General features: G+C 30.5%; 19 protein-coding genes. 13 read left to right on the top strand and 6 right to left on the bottom strand.

Annotated elements, in window-relative coordinates; genetic code table 11:
- Positions 1-23 precede the first annotated feature (23 nt).
- Genes rpmH through BUB65_RS02085 form a run of 7 tightly spaced genes read left to right on the top strand, consistent with a single transcriptional unit; the run spans position 24 to position 4049 of the window.
- A complete protein-coding gene (gene rpmH, locus BUB65_RS02055; RefSeq protein ID WP_073071610.1) occupies positions 24-158 on the top strand; it encodes a 50S ribosomal protein L34 in 135 nt (44 codons plus the stop codon).
- A complete protein-coding gene (rnpA, locus tag BUB65_RS02060) occupies positions 140-523 on the top strand; it encodes a ribonuclease P protein component (RefSeq protein WP_073071612.1) in 384 nt (127 codons plus the stop codon). The genes rpmH and rnpA overlap by 19 nt, the downstream gene beginning before the upstream one ends.
- Positions 507-752, top strand: a complete 246-nt coding sequence (yidD, locus tag BUB65_RS02065; protein ID WP_073071614.1) for a membrane protein insertion efficiency factor YidD — start codon at positions 507-509, stop codon at positions 750-752. Before rnpA ends, yidD begins: the two co-directional genes overlap by 17 nt.
- On the top strand, positions 749-2053 hold the full coding sequence (yidC, locus tag BUB65_RS02070) for a membrane protein insertase YidC (protein WP_073071616.1): 1305 nt from the start codon (positions 749-751) through the stop codon (positions 2051-2053). Before yidD ends, yidC begins: the two co-directional genes overlap by 4 nt.
- A complete protein-coding gene (jag, locus tag BUB65_RS02075; protein ID WP_407701157.1) occupies positions 2050-2733 on the top strand; it encodes an RNA-binding cell elongation regulator Jag/EloR in 684 nt (227 codons plus the stop codon). The genes yidC and jag overlap by 4 nt, the downstream gene beginning before the upstream one ends.
- Complete coding sequence (locus tag BUB65_RS02080) at positions 2687-3028, top strand: cupin domain-containing protein (RefSeq protein ID WP_073071621.1); 342 nt, start codon at positions 2687-2689, stop codon at positions 3026-3028. Before jag ends, BUB65_RS02080 begins: the two co-directional genes overlap by 47 nt.
- Before the next feature lie 10 nt (positions 3029-3038).
- Complete coding sequence (locus BUB65_RS02085) at positions 3039-4049, top strand: potassium channel family protein (RefSeq protein WP_234946707.1); 1011 nt, start codon at positions 3039-3041, stop codon at positions 4047-4049.
- Here BUB65_RS02085 and BUB65_RS02090 read toward each other — a convergent pair.
- Positions 4027-6501, bottom strand: coding sequence for a WD40 repeat domain-containing protein (locus BUB65_RS02090; RefSeq protein ID WP_073071624.1), 2475 nt, complete (start codon positions 6499-6501; stop codon positions 4027-4029). The two genes, BUB65_RS02085 and BUB65_RS02090, sit on opposite strands and share 23 nt — an antisense overlap.
- A 163-nt stretch (positions 6502-6664) precedes the next feature.
- Between BUB65_RS02090 and glnA the strand changes: the two genes are divergently transcribed.
- From glnA to BUB65_RS02110, 4 genes are all read left to right on the top strand, one after another.
- On the top strand, positions 6665-8035 hold the full coding sequence (gene glnA, locus BUB65_RS02095; RefSeq protein WP_073071627.1) for a type I glutamate--ammonia ligase: 1371 nt from the start codon (positions 6665-6667) through the stop codon (positions 8033-8035).
- A gap of 189 nt (positions 8036-8224) precedes the next feature.
- The gene (gene rmuC, locus BUB65_RS02100) at positions 8225-9397 is read left to right on the top strand and encodes a DNA recombination protein RmuC (RefSeq protein ID WP_073071629.1); all 1173 of its coding nucleotides are present in this window, start codon (positions 8225-8227) and stop codon (positions 9395-9397) included.
- Positions 9398-9416: 19 nt separating this feature from the next.
- Positions 9417-10328: an L-lactate dehydrogenase gene (locus tag BUB65_RS02105; protein ID WP_073071631.1), complete on the top strand. Its 912-nt coding sequence runs from the start codon at positions 9417-9419 to the stop codon at positions 10326-10328.
- Between the two features lie 60 nt (positions 10329-10388).
- Positions 10389-11141 (top strand): SAM-dependent methyltransferase, encoded by a 753-nt coding sequence (locus BUB65_RS02110; RefSeq protein ID WP_073071633.1) that lies wholly within the window; start codon positions 10389-10391, stop codon positions 11139-11141.
- A 72-nt stretch (positions 11142-11213) separates the two neighbouring features.
- On the opposite strand, the gene BUB65_RS02115 is transcribed toward BUB65_RS02110, so the two are convergent.
- Genes BUB65_RS02115 through BUB65_RS02130 form a run of 4 tightly spaced genes read right to left on the bottom strand, consistent with a single transcriptional unit; the run spans position 11214 to position 15469 of the window.
- A complete protein-coding gene (locus BUB65_RS02115; RefSeq protein WP_073071635.1) occupies positions 11214-12413 on the bottom strand; it encodes an adenosylhomocysteinase in 1200 nt (399 codons plus the stop codon).
- A 22-nt stretch (positions 12414-12435) separates the two neighbouring features.
- Complete coding sequence (locus tag BUB65_RS02120) at positions 12436-13167, bottom strand: class I SAM-dependent methyltransferase (protein WP_073071637.1); 732 nt, start codon at positions 13165-13167, stop codon at positions 12436-12438.
- Positions 13164-14321, bottom strand: a complete 1158-nt coding sequence (locus BUB65_RS02125; protein WP_073071640.1) for a trans-sulfuration enzyme family protein — start codon at positions 14319-14321, stop codon at positions 13164-13166. Before BUB65_RS02125 ends, BUB65_RS02120 begins: the two co-directional genes overlap by 4 nt.
- Positions 14318-15469 carry a PLP-dependent cysteine synthase family protein gene (locus BUB65_RS02130; protein ID WP_073071642.1) on the bottom strand — a complete coding sequence of 384 codons (1152 nt, stop codon included), beginning with the start codon at positions 15467-15469 and terminating at the stop codon, positions 14318-14320. The genes BUB65_RS02125 and BUB65_RS02130 overlap by 4 nt, the downstream gene beginning before the upstream one ends.
- 518 nt (positions 15470-15987) lie before the next feature.
- On the opposite strand from BUB65_RS02130, the gene BUB65_RS02135 reads away from it, so the two are divergent.
- Both BUB65_RS02135 and BUB65_RS08540 read left to right on the top strand, forming a co-directional pair.
- Positions 15988-16680: a helix-turn-helix domain-containing protein gene (locus tag BUB65_RS02135; RefSeq protein ID WP_073071644.1), complete on the top strand. Its 693-nt coding sequence runs from the start codon at positions 15988-15990 to the stop codon at positions 16678-16680.
- Entirely contained in the window at positions 16652-16828 is a 177-nt protein-coding gene (locus tag BUB65_RS08540) for a diguanylate cyclase domain-containing protein (RefSeq protein ID WP_407701159.1), read from the top strand. Before BUB65_RS02135 ends, BUB65_RS08540 begins: the two co-directional genes overlap by 29 nt.
- Positions 16829-16852: 24 nt before the next feature.
- On the opposite strand, the gene BUB65_RS02145 is transcribed toward BUB65_RS08540, so the two are convergent.
- On the bottom strand, positions 16853-18646 hold the full coding sequence (locus BUB65_RS02145) for an ABC transporter ATP-binding protein (RefSeq protein WP_073071646.1): 1794 nt from the start codon (positions 18644-18646) through the stop codon (positions 16853-16855).
- Positions 18647-18666 lie beyond the last annotated feature (20 nt).

Raw genomic sequence — 18666 nt, forward strand, 5'->3', positions numbered from 1 at the left:
AATAAGAAAAGGAGGAAAGGATTATGAAAAGAACATATCAACCATCAAGAATTAAAAGAAAAAGGACACATGGATTTTTAGCAAGGAAAAGAACAGCATCAGGTAGAAAAGTATTAAAGAATCGTAGAAGAAAAGGAAGATGGAGATTAGCAGTTTAAAAACGAATACTTTTAGGAAATATGAACGCTTGAAGCTCAGGAAAGATATTTTGAATGTAATAAGAAATGGAAAAGGAATTCAGAATGATTGGTTTGTAGTATTATATATTAGGAATGGACTAGATTACAGTAGATATGCATTTTCAGTTAAAAAGAAATTTGGAAAAGCAGTAAAAAGAAATAAATTAAAAAGATGGTTGCGTGAAAGTATTAGGAATAACAAGAGTACAATTCCAAAAGGATACGATTATTTAATAATTGCAAGGAAAAAGCTTTCAGATCAATTTGAAAATATCACTTATAAAGAATTTTTAAGCGAATTTCTTGCGATGTTTGAGAGGGTAAGCAATGAAAAAAATAGTTAAAATAATGATAAGATTCTATCAAAAGGTAATTTCACCTTTAAAACCACCTACCTGTATTTATACTCCGACTTGTTCGGAATATACTTTGCAAGCTGTTGAAAAGTTTGGAGTAATCAAAGGATTATTCCTGGGCTTCAAGCGCATTTTGAAATGTAATCCTATGCATGAGGGTGGGGAGGATCCTGTACCTGATGAATTTTACATATTTACAAGGAGGCGGTCTCATTGAAAAAGGTACTAACCGTCGTGTTTTTTTTATTAGCAGTTTTCACAGTATTAAACGCTGGAACTATTACTGTTGAAGAAAGAACAGATGGTATTTATGTGATTACTAGATTTATGGAATATCGTTTTGATTATATGGGAAACATCCAAGAAATTTACAGTATTTTGGAAAGAAGAACGAGAGTGTTCTTATATTCTAATGACGGTTTTGATGTCTTAGATGCGGGAACACCAACTTTTTCTTGGCAGGGTTTAAAAGATGGTGATAAATATTCGGAAGTAACATTGAAGTTTGCATATGATGGTGTTGAAAAGATTTTTGATTTTAAAGAAGGTCCAAATTATACTTTCAATGTCCTTGTCAACGCTTCAAAAGATGTAACTGTAAGTATTCCCAGAGTTGGATTTGAGCAGGATGATAGAGTTAGAGGAAATATATTTGTGTCTGGGTATGCAAAATCGAAAATTGTTTCTATAGTCAAGTTCAATGAAAAATCTATTGGAGGAAATTTAGTTGCAGGAAATCAGCTAAGATTTTTGGCATACATTGGCCCTTATAAAAAAACGTTAATAAAAGATGCATTTCCAGAAGATTATGACGTCATATCCGAAATGTTAAATTCTATTTCTGGACTTAATGGTTGGTTTGATTATATAAAATATCCTCTCGTCAATTTCTTTGGTTGGATAAATGATTTTACGAAAAACTTTGGTTTAACAATAATAATATTTACTATTATTGTTAGGTTTATTTTTTATCCTCTTTACCATGCGCAAACTAAATCTATGATAAAAATGAGAAAAATACAACCTCTAGTTGAACAGGTAAAGAAAAAATACAAAGATCCTCAAAAGCAACAAGAAGAGTTACTAAAAATATATAGGGAAAATAAAATTAATCCTGCAAGTGGATGTTTAATGGCGTTAATTCAATTACCGGTATTTATTGTACTTTATCAAGTAATCAGGTATTATCAAGAGGAATTTGCTTTTAATGGTTCATTCTTTATATGGAAAGATTTAGCTGCAGGTGGCCTTTCTGAAAATTGGTCTTTCTTGATCATCCAAATTCTTGCAGGCTATTACCTTGCTTTAATTACAAGTCAAGATACTAAAACGGCGTGGCAAAGTATATTAATGACGTTTATATTTCCGTTTTTGTTTATAGGACTTCCGAGTGGTGTATTTCTCTATTATACAGCTAATACTTTAATTCAACTTGGAACAACATATTATATTTATAAGAAATATAAAATTAAAGGAATTACTCAACGTGAATTATGGGGTTTACCAAATAAGGGGTGAAGTATTTGAAGAGGTTAACAATCACAGGAAGATCAGTAGAAGAAATTTTATCAGTTTTTGAAGAGGATTATGATATAAAAAAAGGTGAATATGATTATAATGTTGTTGATAAAGGTTCTGTTGGATTTTTAGGTATTTTTGCAAGAGATGCAGTGGTAGAAATTACTATTAAGAAGCAATATTATGAAAGAAAACTTCAAGAGTTTGTTAAAAAAATTGTATCTCATTTTGATCCTGATATATCTGTAAAAGTTTATTCGAAAAATCCGAGAGTTTTTATTGCAAAGATAAATGGTGAAGGTATTGGAAAGATAATCGGAAAACATGGCAAGGGTCTCGGAGCACTTCAGCATCTTTCAACTATTTTCTTAAATAGGTTATCAGATACAAAAGTAACAGTTCTTATTGATGCAGGAGATTACAGAGAAAAGAGAAAAGAACTTATAGAAAGAATAGTAAAAAATGCATTGGAAAAGTTGAAAAAAGATGGTGTCAAGAAAGTGGAATTAGATCCTATGTTTGCTTTTGAGCGAATGTTAGTCCATGAAATATTAAAAAATTTCAAGGATGTTGTTTCGTACTCTGTTGGAGTTGAACCATATAGATATGTTGTAATTGAAAGGAGAGAGAAAGATGCTAGTTTCAAAGCCAGAAAAAGTAGAACCTATAATAATAGATGAAGGTAAAATTGAAAAAAGGATATTGATAGGTTCAAAAGATGGTGCAAGAAATTTTGTTATGAGGTTGTTTAAATTAAAACCTGGTGCAAATACACCTTATCATACGCATGATTGGGAGCATGAAATTTTTGTTGTTAAAGGAAAGATTCAGGCTGTTTCCAAAGATAAAAAATACGAAGCTGAAGAGGGATCGTTTATTTATGTCCCCGCAAATGAAGAGCATCAATTTGTTAATATTGGTGAAAATGATGCGGAATTTATTTGCGTAATTCCGTATATTCCTGGAAATGAGTAAAAATAATTTATTGGGAAAAGTTATAGTTAAACAGATAGTAATTCTGACAGTACTTGTAATATTAATTCTCGTATTAGGCATCAGCTATTATCATTTTTTCGAAGGTTTATCGATAGTTGATGCCTTCTTTTTTACTACTATTACTATATCAACTGTAGGATATAATTTACCAGATAACTTATCAACTATTGGAAAAATTGTTACTTCAATAATGATTTTCAGTGGTATAAGTGTTGTGTTGTATGGAGTTACAACAATTACCGCAATAATTGTCGAAGGAAAGTTACGGGATTTTTTAAAAAGGAGGAAAATTGAAAAAATGATTGAAAAATTAAAAGATCATGTGATTGTTGTTGGTGCGGGGAAAACAGGGGAATATGTGATTGGGGAGTTAATAAACGAAAGAGAAAAATTTGTTATTATAGATAATGATGAAGAGAGGATTAATAAGGTTTTGAATATATACAAGGATACCACTATTCCCTTTGTGTTGGGGGATGCAACAGAAGAGGAAACATTAATTAATGCTGGTGTCAAGAAAGCAAAAGCATTAATTACGACTCTTCCTGAAGATTCTGTAAATGTTTTTGTCGTTTTAAGCGCAAGAACTTTAAATTCTGATTTAACAATTATTTCAAAGGTAACTGATACTAGTTCAATACAAAAATTAAAATATGCAGGTGCTACAACGGTAGTGGCGGCAGATCAAATTGCCGGGACGAGAATGGCGAGGTTGACAACCAGACCCCATGCAGTTAATTTTCTTGATATTGTTGCTTTTGGTAACGAATCATATAGAATAGAGGAATTGGAAGTTGTTCGAGAAAGTTACATTGTTGATAAAACAATAGGAGAACTTAATTTAGCCAAAAATTTTAATATAATGGTTCTTGGTATAAATAGAGAAGGAAGCATTTTGTTTGCACCAACTGGGGACAGTATAATTAGAGCTAATGATAAATTAATAATATTGGGTAGTCAAGAAAGTATTGAACAATTTAGGGAATTTGCAAAATTATAGGATCTTTTCCTGAAGAAGTAATAATATAATTTCTAGCAGGATCTATAGCAACTGCTAAGACAGATAATGAAAAATCCTTAATTATTCCTTTTAAATTTCCTTCGAAATCAAAAATTTTAATTGTATTATCACTGCTGGCAGTTATTATTTTATTCTGCCATAATTTTACGTTGAAAATTGTAGTTCGATGTGCCTGAAATTTTCTTATTAATTTGTTATTTTCAAGATTAATTAAATAACAGAATCCTTTTTCATCACCAACTCCAAGGATATTGTTAAATATATCAAAGTTCCATATGATACTTTTGGTAGAAAAAAACTTCTCGATAGAAAGATTGGTTAAGTTTAGCTTGATAATATCGCCATTGATGAATGAAATAATGAGGCTATTTTTGTAAATTTTTAAGTGTGTTATAGGCTGTTTAAATGTTTTGCTGAAAATTACCTTCATTTTATTTAAATTGTAAGCAAACAATTTATTATCCCAACCACCACTGTATAAAACGCCATCTTTATATTCTAAACTCCACACATATCCTGTATGATATGAAAGTGTTTTTAACAATCTTCCATTAAAATTCCAAATTTTTACAGTATTATCACTTGAACCAGAGATTATAAATTTTTGATCTACAATTTTAATTGTTCTAATCCAATCGTTATGTCCAGTAAATGTTTTGATGAGAATTAATTTTCCATTTTCAATTTTCCATATTTTTATTTTTTTATCTGCACCGCCTGTGACTATGTACTTTCCATTACTACTTATATCAACAGTTACAATTTTGGCTTCGTTTTCGGCTAGTTTTCCATATTCGTTAAAATTAGAGTCAAAAACCATTATATCTCCATTGGAAAGAGAAGCATACAAAAACTCGTTGGATTGTAATGAAACTATTGGAAAACTAATTTCAAATTTTGAAAAGCTATGTGTAATTGTGTTGAAAATAATCAATTCTTTGTTTGTACCTAAGATAAGATCTTTATTATACATTGTTGTATCAAAGATGTTAGTCTCAAATGTAAAAATCAAATTGTCGTTTTCAAAAATTTCACCGTTAAAAGTTACTATGTAATTGTTTAATATTTTGATTATTGGATTGTTTGAAATTTTGTGTATTTTTACAGAAAAATCATTTAATGAATATTCAATAATTTTACCAGTATTTGTTCCTATTTTTACTGTTTTTGCATTTATCTGAAAAGAAATTGGCCATTCGTTATCGAGTTCGATATAGTCTATAAGTAAATCATTATCAAAAATATATATAAAACCATATGTGCCAATAAACACGTAATTATCGATTTTAAATAAAAGTGAAATATCATTTTCAGATTCAAAAATAACATTTTTTTGTGAATCGTATACTTTATATTCATTATATTCGTTTGATGAATAGTATATTTGATCGTTATTAATGAAAAAGTTGCTAATATTTGTTTGGTTTATAATGTTTCGGTATGCTTCACCAGTTTTCGTATTATAGGAAATTAAAGAACCGGTATTTTTTAAAACATAAAGTTGATTTTTGTATAAAATAGTTTTTTTGATTAGAGAGAAATTATTTAAAAATGAAGTTATGGAATTTTCAAGTAGATTATATTGTAAAATTTTGCCACTGGAAGTACCAATAAATACGTTGTTTGAAGATGATGTAATGCTTATTATAGGATCTATGGCAATTTTTATGTAGTTTATAGTTTGAAAATTGTGATCTAAAATGTATAATTCACCAATATTTGTCCCAATGTATATATGATTTTCATCAGCATATGCTGTTGTAATATTTTCAATTTTGAATACTTCGTTTTCTTTTTCGATGTCGTAGATAATCCCGAAAGAACTAACTGCGTATACTTTATTTTCAATTGTGAGTAATTTTATGATTCTTCCCTTAAAGGTTTTCTCAAAGTCAAATTTAAGATTATTAATATCGTAAAATATTACTTTTCCATCATCACCACAACTTATTAATTGGTTATTGATAATAACCAAATCTCTAATCCATCTTTCATGGAAGGCGTGGATTGTTAAAAGTTTTAGAGATTTTTTGTCAATTATATATACTTTGTTATCTGAACCACCGAAGACTATATAATTTGAATTAGTGTAAATTGTAAAAATTGAACCTTTAGATGAAAAAGATTTAACGAATTTTCCAGAAACTTTATCATAGATCTTCAGATTACCATCAGGTTTGTACCCACCTACGATGATATATTTATCATCAACAGCCAAGGCTCTGGCCCAAGAATTGTGAGAATAAATAGACAGTAAAAGAGTTTTTGATCTGATATTCCAGATGTTTACAATACCATCGGAAGCGGAAGAGTACAAGAGATTTTTATCAACTTGTAATTGCCATATAGCACCATGGTGTCCGAAAAGGCTGAATGAAAAAGAAAACAAAAATACAGAAACACTTAGAAAAAAAATAACTAGGATTTTCATGTTTTCCCTCCAATTTAAATATAGCATAAAAATGAAAGAAAAAGATAATCAAAGAAATAAAGTTTAAAGTTAACAATTTGAGAGATAAAAATGCATAAATAAGATTGATATATTACTTTTGTGATGATAGACTATAGTGTGAAAAAAATTGTGGAGGTGTGTTATGGAAATAAAAGAGATTTTGGATTTGGTAAAAAGTGAAAAAATTAATTTTATTGATTTAAAAGTAGTTGATCTCTGGGGCCGATGGAGACATGTAACTTTAGCAAGAACAAGTTTTTCTGAGAAAACTTTTACCGATGGAGTAGGGTTCGATGCTTCAAATCTTGGTTATGCGAAAGTTACTAATAGCGATATGATTTTAATTCCTGATCCAAGTACTGCGTTTATAGAATATATTGGTGAAGATAAAGTTTTATCTATAATTTGTGATGTGTACGATTCTGTTACAGGAAAGCCTTCACTTCAAGATCCAAGAAGTATTATGAAAAGAACATTGGAACTAATTTCCGATATTGCCGATGAAGTGTATCTTGGCCCTGAGTATGAATTTCATATTTTTGAAGATGTCAAGTACAACATTTCAAATAACGATATTAGCGTTAAAATTGATAGTGGCGAAGGTTTCTGGAATGCTCAAAATAGAGGAGAGTATTTTATAGGAAAAAAGAGAGGTTATCATAGAATACCACCATTTGATACATTGATGGAAGTAAGGAATAAAATAGTTAATAGACTACTTAGCTATGGAGTACCGGTGAAATATCATCATCATGAAGTTGGGAGTTGTCAAGTAGAGATTGAGCTAGGCTTTTTGGATGCTTTAAAGGCTGCCGATTATACATTGTTAGTTAAATATGTTGCAAGGCAAATAGCAAAAGAATATGGTTTAGTTGTAACATTTATGCCTAAACCTTTGTATGATGAGGCAGGCAATGGGATGCATATACACCAGTATTTGGTAAAAAATAGTAAAAATATATTTAATGGGGATAAAATATATAATCTTTCAAATTATGCTTTGTCGTATATAGCAGGTTTATTGAAACATGCGAAATCTGTTATGGCATTTACTAATCCATCTACAAATTCGTACAGAAGACTTGTGCCAGGGTTTGAAGCACCAACTAATGCGGTATTTGCTCTTGCAAATAGAACAGCAGCAATTAGAATCCCCGCATATGTGAAAAATCCAGAGAAAAGAAGAATCGAATTTAGAACAATAGATTCAACTGGAAATCCATACCTTGCTTTTTCAGCAATGATTCTAGCAGGTATTGATGGTATAAAACAAAACTTAGATCCAACTGCTGAAGGATTTGGGCCATTTGAAGGAGATGCGTACAAAGAAAAGGTGAAACCTCTTGCATCGAGTTTGAGTGAAGCGTGTTATGCACTCAAGCAGGATAATGAATATTTAGAAACTTTTCCTAAAGAACTTATTAAGCATTGGGTAAAGGAAAAATTAAAGGAGGAGATTGAAATAAACGCGGTTCCACATCCCAAAGAATTTGAAAACTATTTTGACGTATAAACATTATAACCCCTCGGTTTTCGAGGGGTTATGTTTTTAAAATATTCTTTTCAATATTTTTTAAATAGTGCAATATAATTCTTTATTATGTATTTTTGCATGAAGGAGATATTTACTTCAAGCTTTCTAAATTATGTTGAACATATGTGATAAAATAAATATGAAGAGAATAAAAAGAGGTGATTTTTTGTGGAAATCATTTATTTTATCATACTTGCTATATTTACTTTTGTGATCGGGATTTTTGTTGGTTATAAATTAGGATATAGTTTTGGGAAAAAGGATAAGGAAACTGAACAATTTGCAAATCAACTTGCTAATATAAATAATTTATCAATTCAGATCGCAGAATTAAAAGCTAAATATGAAGAGATTGAAAGATCAAGACAAGAAGCTGAGAAACAGAAAGAAAAGTTGAACGAAGAAAGAGAAAAAAGATTTAATGAATTTATAGAAAACATTCATAAACTATTTTCCGAATTAAGTGAAAAAACAATAAAAATAGACGAACAAAAAGATAAAAGAATAGCTGAACTTGTTGAACAAATGAAGAATTTCTTTGAAGAACAAAAGAAAAATACTGAAAAATTTTTACTTGAGCAGGGGAAATCAAGGGAAGAAATTGAAAAAAGAAGAGATGCACAAATTGAAGACATGAAACGAATGATATCTGTTTTTACTAAGACAGTTTCCGGGACAAAAACGCGTGGCATGACAGGAGAAATATTATTAAAGGATGCAATTAAAGAATCTATTAAAGTTGGGTTAGTAAAAACAAATCTTAAGACTGAAAATGGGGAAGTTGAGTTTGCGTGGGATTTAGGTGACGGAAAATTTATTCCAATTGATTCAAAACTTCCAGATGTGTTTAAATTGTTAGAGAAATACAATAGTACTGAAGATATGAACGAACGAGAAAAATTGAAAAAGGAAGTAATAAATAAAGTGAAAAAAGAAATTCAAAGAGTTCAAAAATATCAAAATCTTGCAAATACAGTAGATAGTTGTATTCTAGTAGTTCCAGAAGCAGTTTTGGATATAGCACCGGAGCTTGTGAATATAGGAAGAGAAAACAAAGTATTTGTATGTAGTTATAAAGATGTATTTGTTATAGCTCATACGTTACAGGATAGGTATATTAGATTAAAGGAAGAAGGGGATATTGGTAGATACAAACAAATTGTTGACACGCTAATGCAATTACTTGAAAGTATAAGCAAGAAAACCGATACAATTGAAAGAGCTTTAACAACGATTAAGAACGCTAATGAAGGTATCAGAAACAGTACAATAAAAGGCAAGAGGATTACTATAGACACTGAGAACGAAATAAAAACTTTATCTGAAAAGGGTGAAGATTAATTAAAGAGGGGGGAAAGTTATGAAAGTATCTATAATAGGTGCCGGACGTGTTGGGGTAAGTATTGCTTTTTCATTATTACATAAAGAGATAGTAGATGAAATGGTGATAATTGATAAAAATTTTCAAAGAGCTGAAGGAGAAGCTTTAGATTTGTATCACAGTACTCCTATGTTTAAAAGAAGTAATATTTACGCTGGAGATTTTGAAAAAATGAAAGGTAGTGATTTCGTAGTTATAACTGCAGGCGCTTCACAGAATCCTGGTGAAACAAGATTGGATCTAACAAAAAGAAATGCTGGAATTATTAAAAGCATAGCAAGAGAAATCTCTAAATATGCAAGAAATAGTATTATAATTAACGTAACTAATCCGGTCGATGTATTAACGTATATTTTGTGGAAAGAAACCGGTATATCGCATGAAAGAGTAATAGGAAGTGGAACAATATTAGATACTTCAAGATTTCGTTCACTAGTATCAAGACAATGTAGAGTGTCGCCAACAAGTATCCATGCCTATATTATCGGCGAACATGGAGACAGCGAGTTGATGGTTTGGAGTAGCGCAACAATAGGAGGTGTAAATATAAAAGAATTTTGTAAAAGATGTACAATAAGAAGTTGCACACCTTTGGAGAATTTGTTTGTAGAGACGAAAAACGCAGCGTATACAATTATTGAAAAAAAAGGAGCAACTAACCTAGCTATAGGAGCAGTTACTGCTACTTTTATTGAAAGTATGTATAAAGATGAAAAAAGAGTTTGGACACCGTCTATTCTTATAGATGACTTATATATAGGCTTTCCGGCCATAGTTGGAAGAAATGGCGTTGAACGAATTGTTAATATACAACTTGATGAACAAGAGAAGGAACTTTTTGAAAAATCAAAAAGTATAATAAAAAAATATTTAACTGAAGTTATTGGATAGTAGAGTAGTTTGTTAAATCAAAATGAATTTTTTGAAAATTGATGGAAATGAGGAAAAAGTGTGAAAAAAACAGATATTTTATATCATAAAGACTTTCCATTATCGAACAAATATGACTCTAAATGGATTTTAGATAATTCTATGGGGCCAAATGTTTTGTGGCTGACTGAATGGCTCTGTGAAAAAGTAGAGTTGAAACCTGGAATGAAAGTTCTTGATTTGGGGTGTGGAAAGGCAATTTCAAGTATATTTCTTGCCAAGGAATTTAACGTAAAGGTATGGGCTTACGATCTTTGGATAGACCCAACGGAGAATTGGAATAGGGTAAAAGAAAAAGGAGTAGAAGATAAAGTATTTCCGATTCGTGGAGATGCAAGAAATATGCCATTTGCAGAAAAATTTTTTGATGCAATTATTTGTATTGATTCATATATTTATTTTGGTACTGATGATTTGTATCTGAATTATTTACAAAAGTTTGTTAGACCTGGTGGGATAATAGGTATAGTTGTGCCAGGTTTGATGAAAGAATTTGAAAAAGATATTCCAGAACACTTAAAAGATTTTTGGGGTCAAGACTGTTGGAGTTGGCATACAGTTGATTGGTGGAAAAAGTTGTGGGATAGAACAGGGTTAGTTGAAATAAAGGTTGCAGATACTTTATCGAATGGATGTAATTTATACATTAAATGGAAAGAGGCTCAAGACACAATTGGGAAAAATCCATGGCCAGATGACTTAATTGCTTTGAGAAAAGATGCAGGTGAATATGTAGGATTTATTAGGCTTGTTGCGAACAAAGTAATGATTTAATATGAATTTAATGCCATACTAAAAGGCCCCTTAAGGGGCCTTTTAATGTATTTTGTGTTTGTCATATTGGTTTTAAAATTTCTTCAGATATTCTATTTGTTCTTGTGTGAGGTGATCGATCTTTATACCTAAGGTTTTGAGTTTCATATAAGCAACTTTTTCATCAAGCTCTTTTGGATAATCGTAAACTTTATTATCAAGTTTTTGATAATTTTCTGATAGATACATCAAAGATAAAGACTGTAAAGCAAATGAAAGATCCATTATTTCTATTGGATGTCCATCTGCAGCAGCCAAGTTTACTAATCTTCCTTCACCAATTACGAATATAGTTTTTCCATTTATTTTATATCCAGTTACATTTGTTCGGGCTTCAAATTTTTCTTCTGCCATTTCTTCGATTTTTTCCATTGGTATTTCTACGTTAAAATGACCAGCGTTGGCTAGGATTATACCGTTTTTCATTTTTAAGATATGTTCTTCTTTTATTATATCTCTATTTCCCGTTGATGTTACAATTATATCTGCAATTTCCACTGCATTATCCATATTTAATACTTCAAATCCGTCCATCAAAGCCTCTATTGCTTTTATCGGATCAACTTCCGTAACAATAACATGGGCTCCTAATCCTTTTGCTCTCAATGCTATTCCTCTACCACACCAACCGTATCCTGCAACAACTACTTTTTTACCAGCTATTAGTGAGTTTGTATTTCTCATGATAGAATCCCATGTTGATTGTCCTGTTCCGTATCTATTATCAAATAAGTGTTTCATTCGCGCATTATTTACCGCTATTACCGGAACTTTTAATTTTCCTTCATTTTGTAGAATTTTTATTCTTCTTACTCCTGTTGTTGTTTCTTCAGATATTCCTTTAAGATTTTCCAAGACTTCTTTTCTTTCAGTATGGGCGATTACTGTCATATCAGCGCCATCATCTAATATTAAATCGGGCTTATGATCTAACACTTTGTGAACAGTTTTTAAATATTCATTCTCATCATGTGTTCTTTTGGCATAAACTGTAATTCCCATTTCAGCTAATGCTTGTGCCACATCATCTTGAGTAGATAATGGATTACAACCTGTTGCAATTACTTCGGCTCCTAGTTTGTGTAAAGTTATAGCAAGATATGCTGTTTTTGCTTCCATGTGGATTGCCATTCCTATTTTCCAATTTTTAAGTGGTTGTCCCATTTTACTTATTTCGTTAAGAAGGGGCATATAGTTTGCTACCCATTCTATTTTCTTTTTACCTGTACTCATACTTTTTCCTCCCTTTTAAATTTTATTTGAAAATTGCTTTGTAAAGATTTATTATCTTTCCATCAACTTTACAATAGGCTTTCATTGGTTCAACCTTCACGTCTTCGAACAATTTTATCCCCATGTTTTTAATTTCTTCACATGAAAATCCAAGGTGTGTATCTTTAAGTGTTTCAGCAAGTTCTTTGTAACTATGTTTTAAAACATCAACTATAATAATTTTACCTCTTTTTTTCAGGACTTTTTTCATGCTGGTTAGAACTTCTTCGGGTTCTAAGAAATGATGAAAAGCTAAAGTGGTAAAAATAGCATCAAATTCTTCAGGTATTTTTGTTTTGTAATACTCATTAAAAATTTTGATAGAATCTTTAATTTTTTCAGCTACTCCCCAGACAATTGAAATACCATTTTGTTGAAGGTTTTTTAGCATACCTGGTGTTATATCTAAAGCAAAAAGATGAATTTTTATTTTGTTTTTTTCCAATTTCTTTTTAACTTTTTCTGTAAAAAATCCTGAACCAGCTGCGACATCCAAAACCGTTAGTTCATTTTTGTTAAGTGCTGATAATTCATTAGTAATTTCATCAATAATTGCTTCAATACATTCTTCATCAAGATAACCTCTTACAATGTTGTCTCTTATCTCTGCTTCACTTTCAAAATAGTTAATTTGTTCTATAAATTCGTTTATGAAAGTTTCGTCAAAAGAGAGTTTTTTTAAAAATTTTTTAATTTCGTTTGTTGTAACGGTCATGCTTTCACCGCCGTAAAACCTCGTTCTAAATCATCAATTAAGTCTTCCACATCTTCTATACCAACAGATACTCTTATTAATGAATCACTAATTCCAACTTTTATTCGTTCTTCCCTTGGGACTGATGAATGAGTCATTAAAGCAGGTAATTCAATCAATGATTCAACACCACCTAAACTTTCAGCTAAAAAGAAAAGCTTGAGGTTTTCAACAAACTTTATTGCCATATTTATATCGCCTTTGAGTTCAAAAGAAAGAATACCACTAAATCCTTTCATTTGTTTTTTTGCAAGTTCATATTGTGGATGTGAGGGTAGTCCTGGATAATGTACTCTTTTTACTAAAGGGTGATTTTCTAAATATTTGGCAATTGTTTGTGCGTTTTTTTCATGTTTTTCCATTCTTACTGAAAGTGTTTTAATCCCTCTCATTGCAAGCCAGGAACTAAATGGATCCAATATTGCTCCAACTGCGTTCTGATGGAATTTTAATTTTTCGAATATTGCCTCGTTATTAAGCATTATGGCTCCTCCAACAACGTCGGAATGTCCGCTTATATATTTTGTAATGCTATGTAAGACAATATCGGCACCTAAATCGAGTGGATTTTGAAAATATGGGCTTGCAAAAGTATTATCAACGACCACAATTATTCCTTTACTTTTTGCTATTCTTGAGATTTCTTTTATATCAGCAAGTTTTAAAAGAGGATTGGTAGGACTTTCAATCCATATTATTTTTGTATTTGGTTTTATTTCTTTTTCAATGTTTTCTAAAATTCTGAAATCTACGTAACTAAATTCTATGCCAAAACGTTTCATAACTTGTTTAAAGAGTCTTTTTGTTCCACCATATAAATCATCAAAAGCAATGACATGATCACCCTCTTTAAGTAAAGATAGTAAGATGGTAGTTTCCGCAGCTAATCCGGATGAAAACGCTAAAGCGTATTTAGCATTTTCAAGTGCTGCAAGCTTTTTTTCTAAGTTATCTCTTGTAGGGTTTCCGCTTCTTGAGTAAACGTATTCTTCATCAATTTGCTTTATACTAGTTTTTGCAAAAGTTGTAGCAAAATGAACTGGGGAAACAGCGTCACCATATTGAAGTTTTTTGGGATCTTCGCCTATATGAATTGCTTTAGTTGAAAAATTCATTTTAACACCTCCAAAATTTTTTTGTCATCAATTTCTAAATTATGTTTTAGAAGCCATTCATCGTCATATACTTTTGTGAGATAATTTCTTCCAGTATCTGGAAAAATTAGGACAACTTTTTTATTCCTAATATTTTTTTCTTTAAGGTATTTTAATGTTCCAAATAAAACTGAACCTGATGAACCTCCGGCTAAAATTCCCTCTTTTTTTGCTAAAAAGCGTGTCATTGAAAATGATTCTTGATCATTAACAACAACAATATCATCTATTAAATCCAAATTTACTGTAGCTGGAATTATATCTTCTCCTATTCCTTCTACTAAATAGGTTCGTGCATGTTTTACCGCCTCTTTCACTGACATTCCATGTTTTACGAGGTTGTATATTGAACCAATTGGATCAATCCCAATTATTTTGGTGTTACTTACTTTTTTAAGGTACATTGCTATTCCAGTAATTGTTCCACCTGTACCTATACCAGCGAATACATAATCAATTTCACCATTAAACTGTTCCCAAAGCTCTTGTGCGGTTGTTTCATAGTGTGTGATAGGATTGTATTTGTTGTTGTATTGATTGGGAATATATGCATAAATAGAATCTTCAATTTTTTCATTCAAAATATTTTGAAGTTCATCTAATTTTTCTTCGTTTACAAGCGATTGAACAAATGAAACAATTTCTGAAAGTTCTTCATCATTTAAGAATCTTTGTTTTTTTGTGATCAAAATTTTAACAACTTCAGCAACTTTATAGTATGAATTTGGGGCATCAGGGGCTACCTCTGTTGGTGCTCTAATAATGAAGGCTCCAAGTGCTTTTAACAAAATTTCCTTTTCTAAACTTACTTTTGTCGGCATTGTAAAAACCATTTTGTATCCTTTGTTTATAGCTGTTAAGGCCAATCCAACGCCAGTATTTCCTGATGTTGGCTCAATAATAACTGTTCCTTCAGTAATTTTCCCTTCATTTTTTGCCTTTTCGAGAATAAATTTTCCAATTCTATCTTTTATACTTCCACCTGGGTTCAAAAATTCTGCTTTTATATAAATTTCATTATTAACATTGAAGTAATTTTCTATTTTATTTAATCTGATTATTGGTGTTTTTCCAATAATGTTAGTTATGCTGTCATAAACGTTTTCCATGTTCTTACACCTCCATGTATAAAGTATTAGTGTTTTGCATTGATAGGAAAAATTCAACAACAACAACAACAATAGAAGGGTTTAAACGTTAAATGGCATTTGGTGTTAAAATGTTTGAAAGGGTGTAAAATGGGGATCACAAAAGGGAAAAATCCTTTTCCGGAAGGAATTTGTGAAAGGATTTGAAGTTTTTTAATTTTTAAGTTACTTAAAGTTTTTTTATAGCTATTGAAAAAACGCACCCCATAGAAATCCACCTCCTGATTAGTCTTACCTAATTAAAGATATCATAACTTAGCTAAGTTGTCAAGTATAATTATTTTATTTTGTCCTTTTTATGAGAAAATTAAAGTTAAAGATGATTTGAAATAGTTTGAATTTTCAAGATTTATTAGTACAATTAGCTGATGAAAATGACTTTATTTTATAAATTAAGATTTAATTGTGTAAAAAAAGTCATATTTGTATATAAGAATTCGTTTATAATATTTTTGAAAAGTAGAAAGGAAGGATTTTGTATGTCACAAGAATTTATTGAATGTATTAAAAATTCAATAAATTATATAGAACAAAATCTTTTTGAAAATATACATCTTGAAGATGTTGCAAAAAGTGCTCATATGTCTGTTTCGTTGTATTCGAAAATATTCAAAAATTTATTTAATATTACCGTCAAAGAATACATTATCAAAAGGCGTATGTCGTTTGCTGCAAAAGATTTAATATTTACAAAAGATAGTATTTTAAAAATAGCTTTAAAATATGGTTACTCAGGGTATGAGCAGTTTTCTCGAGCTTTTAAAAAGTTATATAATGTTTCACCATCTGAATTTAGAAAAAACGGTATATATGTTAATGTTTTTCCAAGAATAACCTTAAAAATTAATACTAGTTGTGGAGGTGAAGTTATGAAAGAAATGGAAAATGAACATGTATCAAGGTTGTTGAAAGATGTTAAAGGGGGCTGGATACTTGATATTGATATTGATCATTTTGCAGATATTAATAATGTTTTTGGTAGAAAAATTGGTGATCTTGTATTGATAGAAATTTCAAAAAGAATAAAAAAAGTACTTAAAGAAGGTTCGATTGAAACAGACGTAATTAGAATTGCTGCTGACGAGTTTATAGTGGTTATGAAAGGAAAAAATGCAGATTTTGTAAAAAAAAATATCTCAAGATATATTAAAACAAGTAGAAAAACCATTTGAATTTGAGGGAGTAAATTTAAAAGTAACAGTATCAATCGGAATTGCAGAGTTTACAACAGAGGTTGGGGAGGAAAAAATAATCAAAAATGTTAGAAATGCCATGCTATTAGCAAAAAAAGATGGTAGGAATAAGTTTAAAATTAACTAAAAATCCCCCGGAAGGGGGATTTTGTTATGACCCAATTTCTCCCAAAAGTTGTTTGCCTTTTTCTTCAACAAATTGTTTCATATATAAGCTATAATAATGTTTTCTTTTTCTCATAAGTTGATTATGACTTCCATCTTCAATTATTTTTCCATTTTGTATAACCAAAATTCTGTCTGCCTTTCTTATTGTTGAAAGTCTGTGGGCGATTACAAAACTTGTTCTTCCATTTAGTACTTTCATTATTGCATCTTGAATTAAATGTTCAGTATATGCATCGACAGAGGAAGTTGCTTCGTCGAGTATAAATATTTTGGGATCGGCTATCACGGCTCTTGCGAGTGATATCAGTTGTCTCTGGCCAGTTGAGAGTTTAGAACCACCTTCACCGACGTCGGTGTCGTATTCGTTTTCAAGATTTATTATAAAATCATGAGCATTAACAAGTTTTGCTGCCACTATAATTTCATGCATTGTTGCATACAATTTCCCGTATCTGATGTTTTCAGATATTGTGCCACTGAATAAATGTGGAGTTTGCAGCACATATCCAAGACTCGAACGAAGTTTTTTTAGCGGTATTTTTCTATAATCCATTCCGTCGATGTAAATAACTCCATTCGTTGGTTCGTAAAATCTACTTACTAGATTAACTATAGTAGATTTGCCCGAGCCTGTTTCACCAACTAAAGCAATTATTTCACCTTTTTTTACTTTAAGGTTAAAATTTTGCAAAACGTAATCTCCGTTTTTATACTTAAATGATACATTTTTAAATACAATTTCTCCTTTAATGCTAAAATCGGGGTTTACAGATTTATTTTCTGTTATGTCGGATTTGGTATTAAGAAGATCAAGTACTCTTTCTGCAGCAGCCTGTGCAGAAACCAAATCTGCAATAATCCTTGCTATTTCCCTAATTGGTTCAAAAAACTGTATTGAATAGTTAATAAAAGCTACCAAAGTTCCAAAGGATATGAAGCCTGTATATACCCAGTTCCCTCCAAAATATATGATAAAGGCAGTAGTTATGCTTCCAATACTCATAACAATCGGAGTATAAATAGAAGACAAAACGGTAGCTTTTATCGAAACTTTTTTCATACTTTCAGTTTGTTCTTTTAAGTCGTTTAAATGTTGGTCTTCTGTGGCTAAAATTTTAGTTGTTTTAGCTCCAATAATTCCTTCATTGAACATACTTGTGATTTCTGAGTTAAGTTTTCTCACCTTTCGATATTGTTTAAGGATTTTGTTTTGAAAATATAAGCTTATTAAGAATAAAAATGGAATTGAAAGAATAATAAAAAACCCTAGCTTCCAATTAAGAACTAAAAGATAAAAAAAGATAAAAAGCATTGATGAAAAACCCCAAACAAAATCGGTTAAGCCCCAGGCAAGGATGCTAGTAACTTTTCTAATATCTGACATCAATCTTGCCATCAAAAAACCTGTTTGTGTTGTATCATAAAATGACAAAGATAGCTCTTGTAATTTTTCAAATCCAGCTTTTCTTATGTCATGTGCAAGATGGGTTTCTATTTTTCCTGCGAAGTAGATTAATAAGAAAACATTTAGAGTTTGTACTACAATTATTGAAGAGAATATAATTATAAATTTGTAAAAACACTGCATGTATTTTGGTATGACATAGCGATCGATGGCATATTTTGTTAAGAATGGAAAAGTAGCGTCAATAGCACCGACTATAAGCATAACAATTATTAACCCTAACATGTAATATTTATATGGATTTATAAACGAGATAAACTTCTTCCAAAGCTTAAAATTTATTTTCGATTTAAATTCCTTTTCTTGTATCATATTTTTTCACCCCGCAAAGT

This window comes from Thermosipho atlanticus DSM 15807 (assembly GCF_900129985.1).
Classification (GTDB): Bacteria; Thermotogota; Thermotogae; order Thermotogales; family Fervidobacteriaceae; genus Thermosipho_A; species Thermosipho_A atlanticus.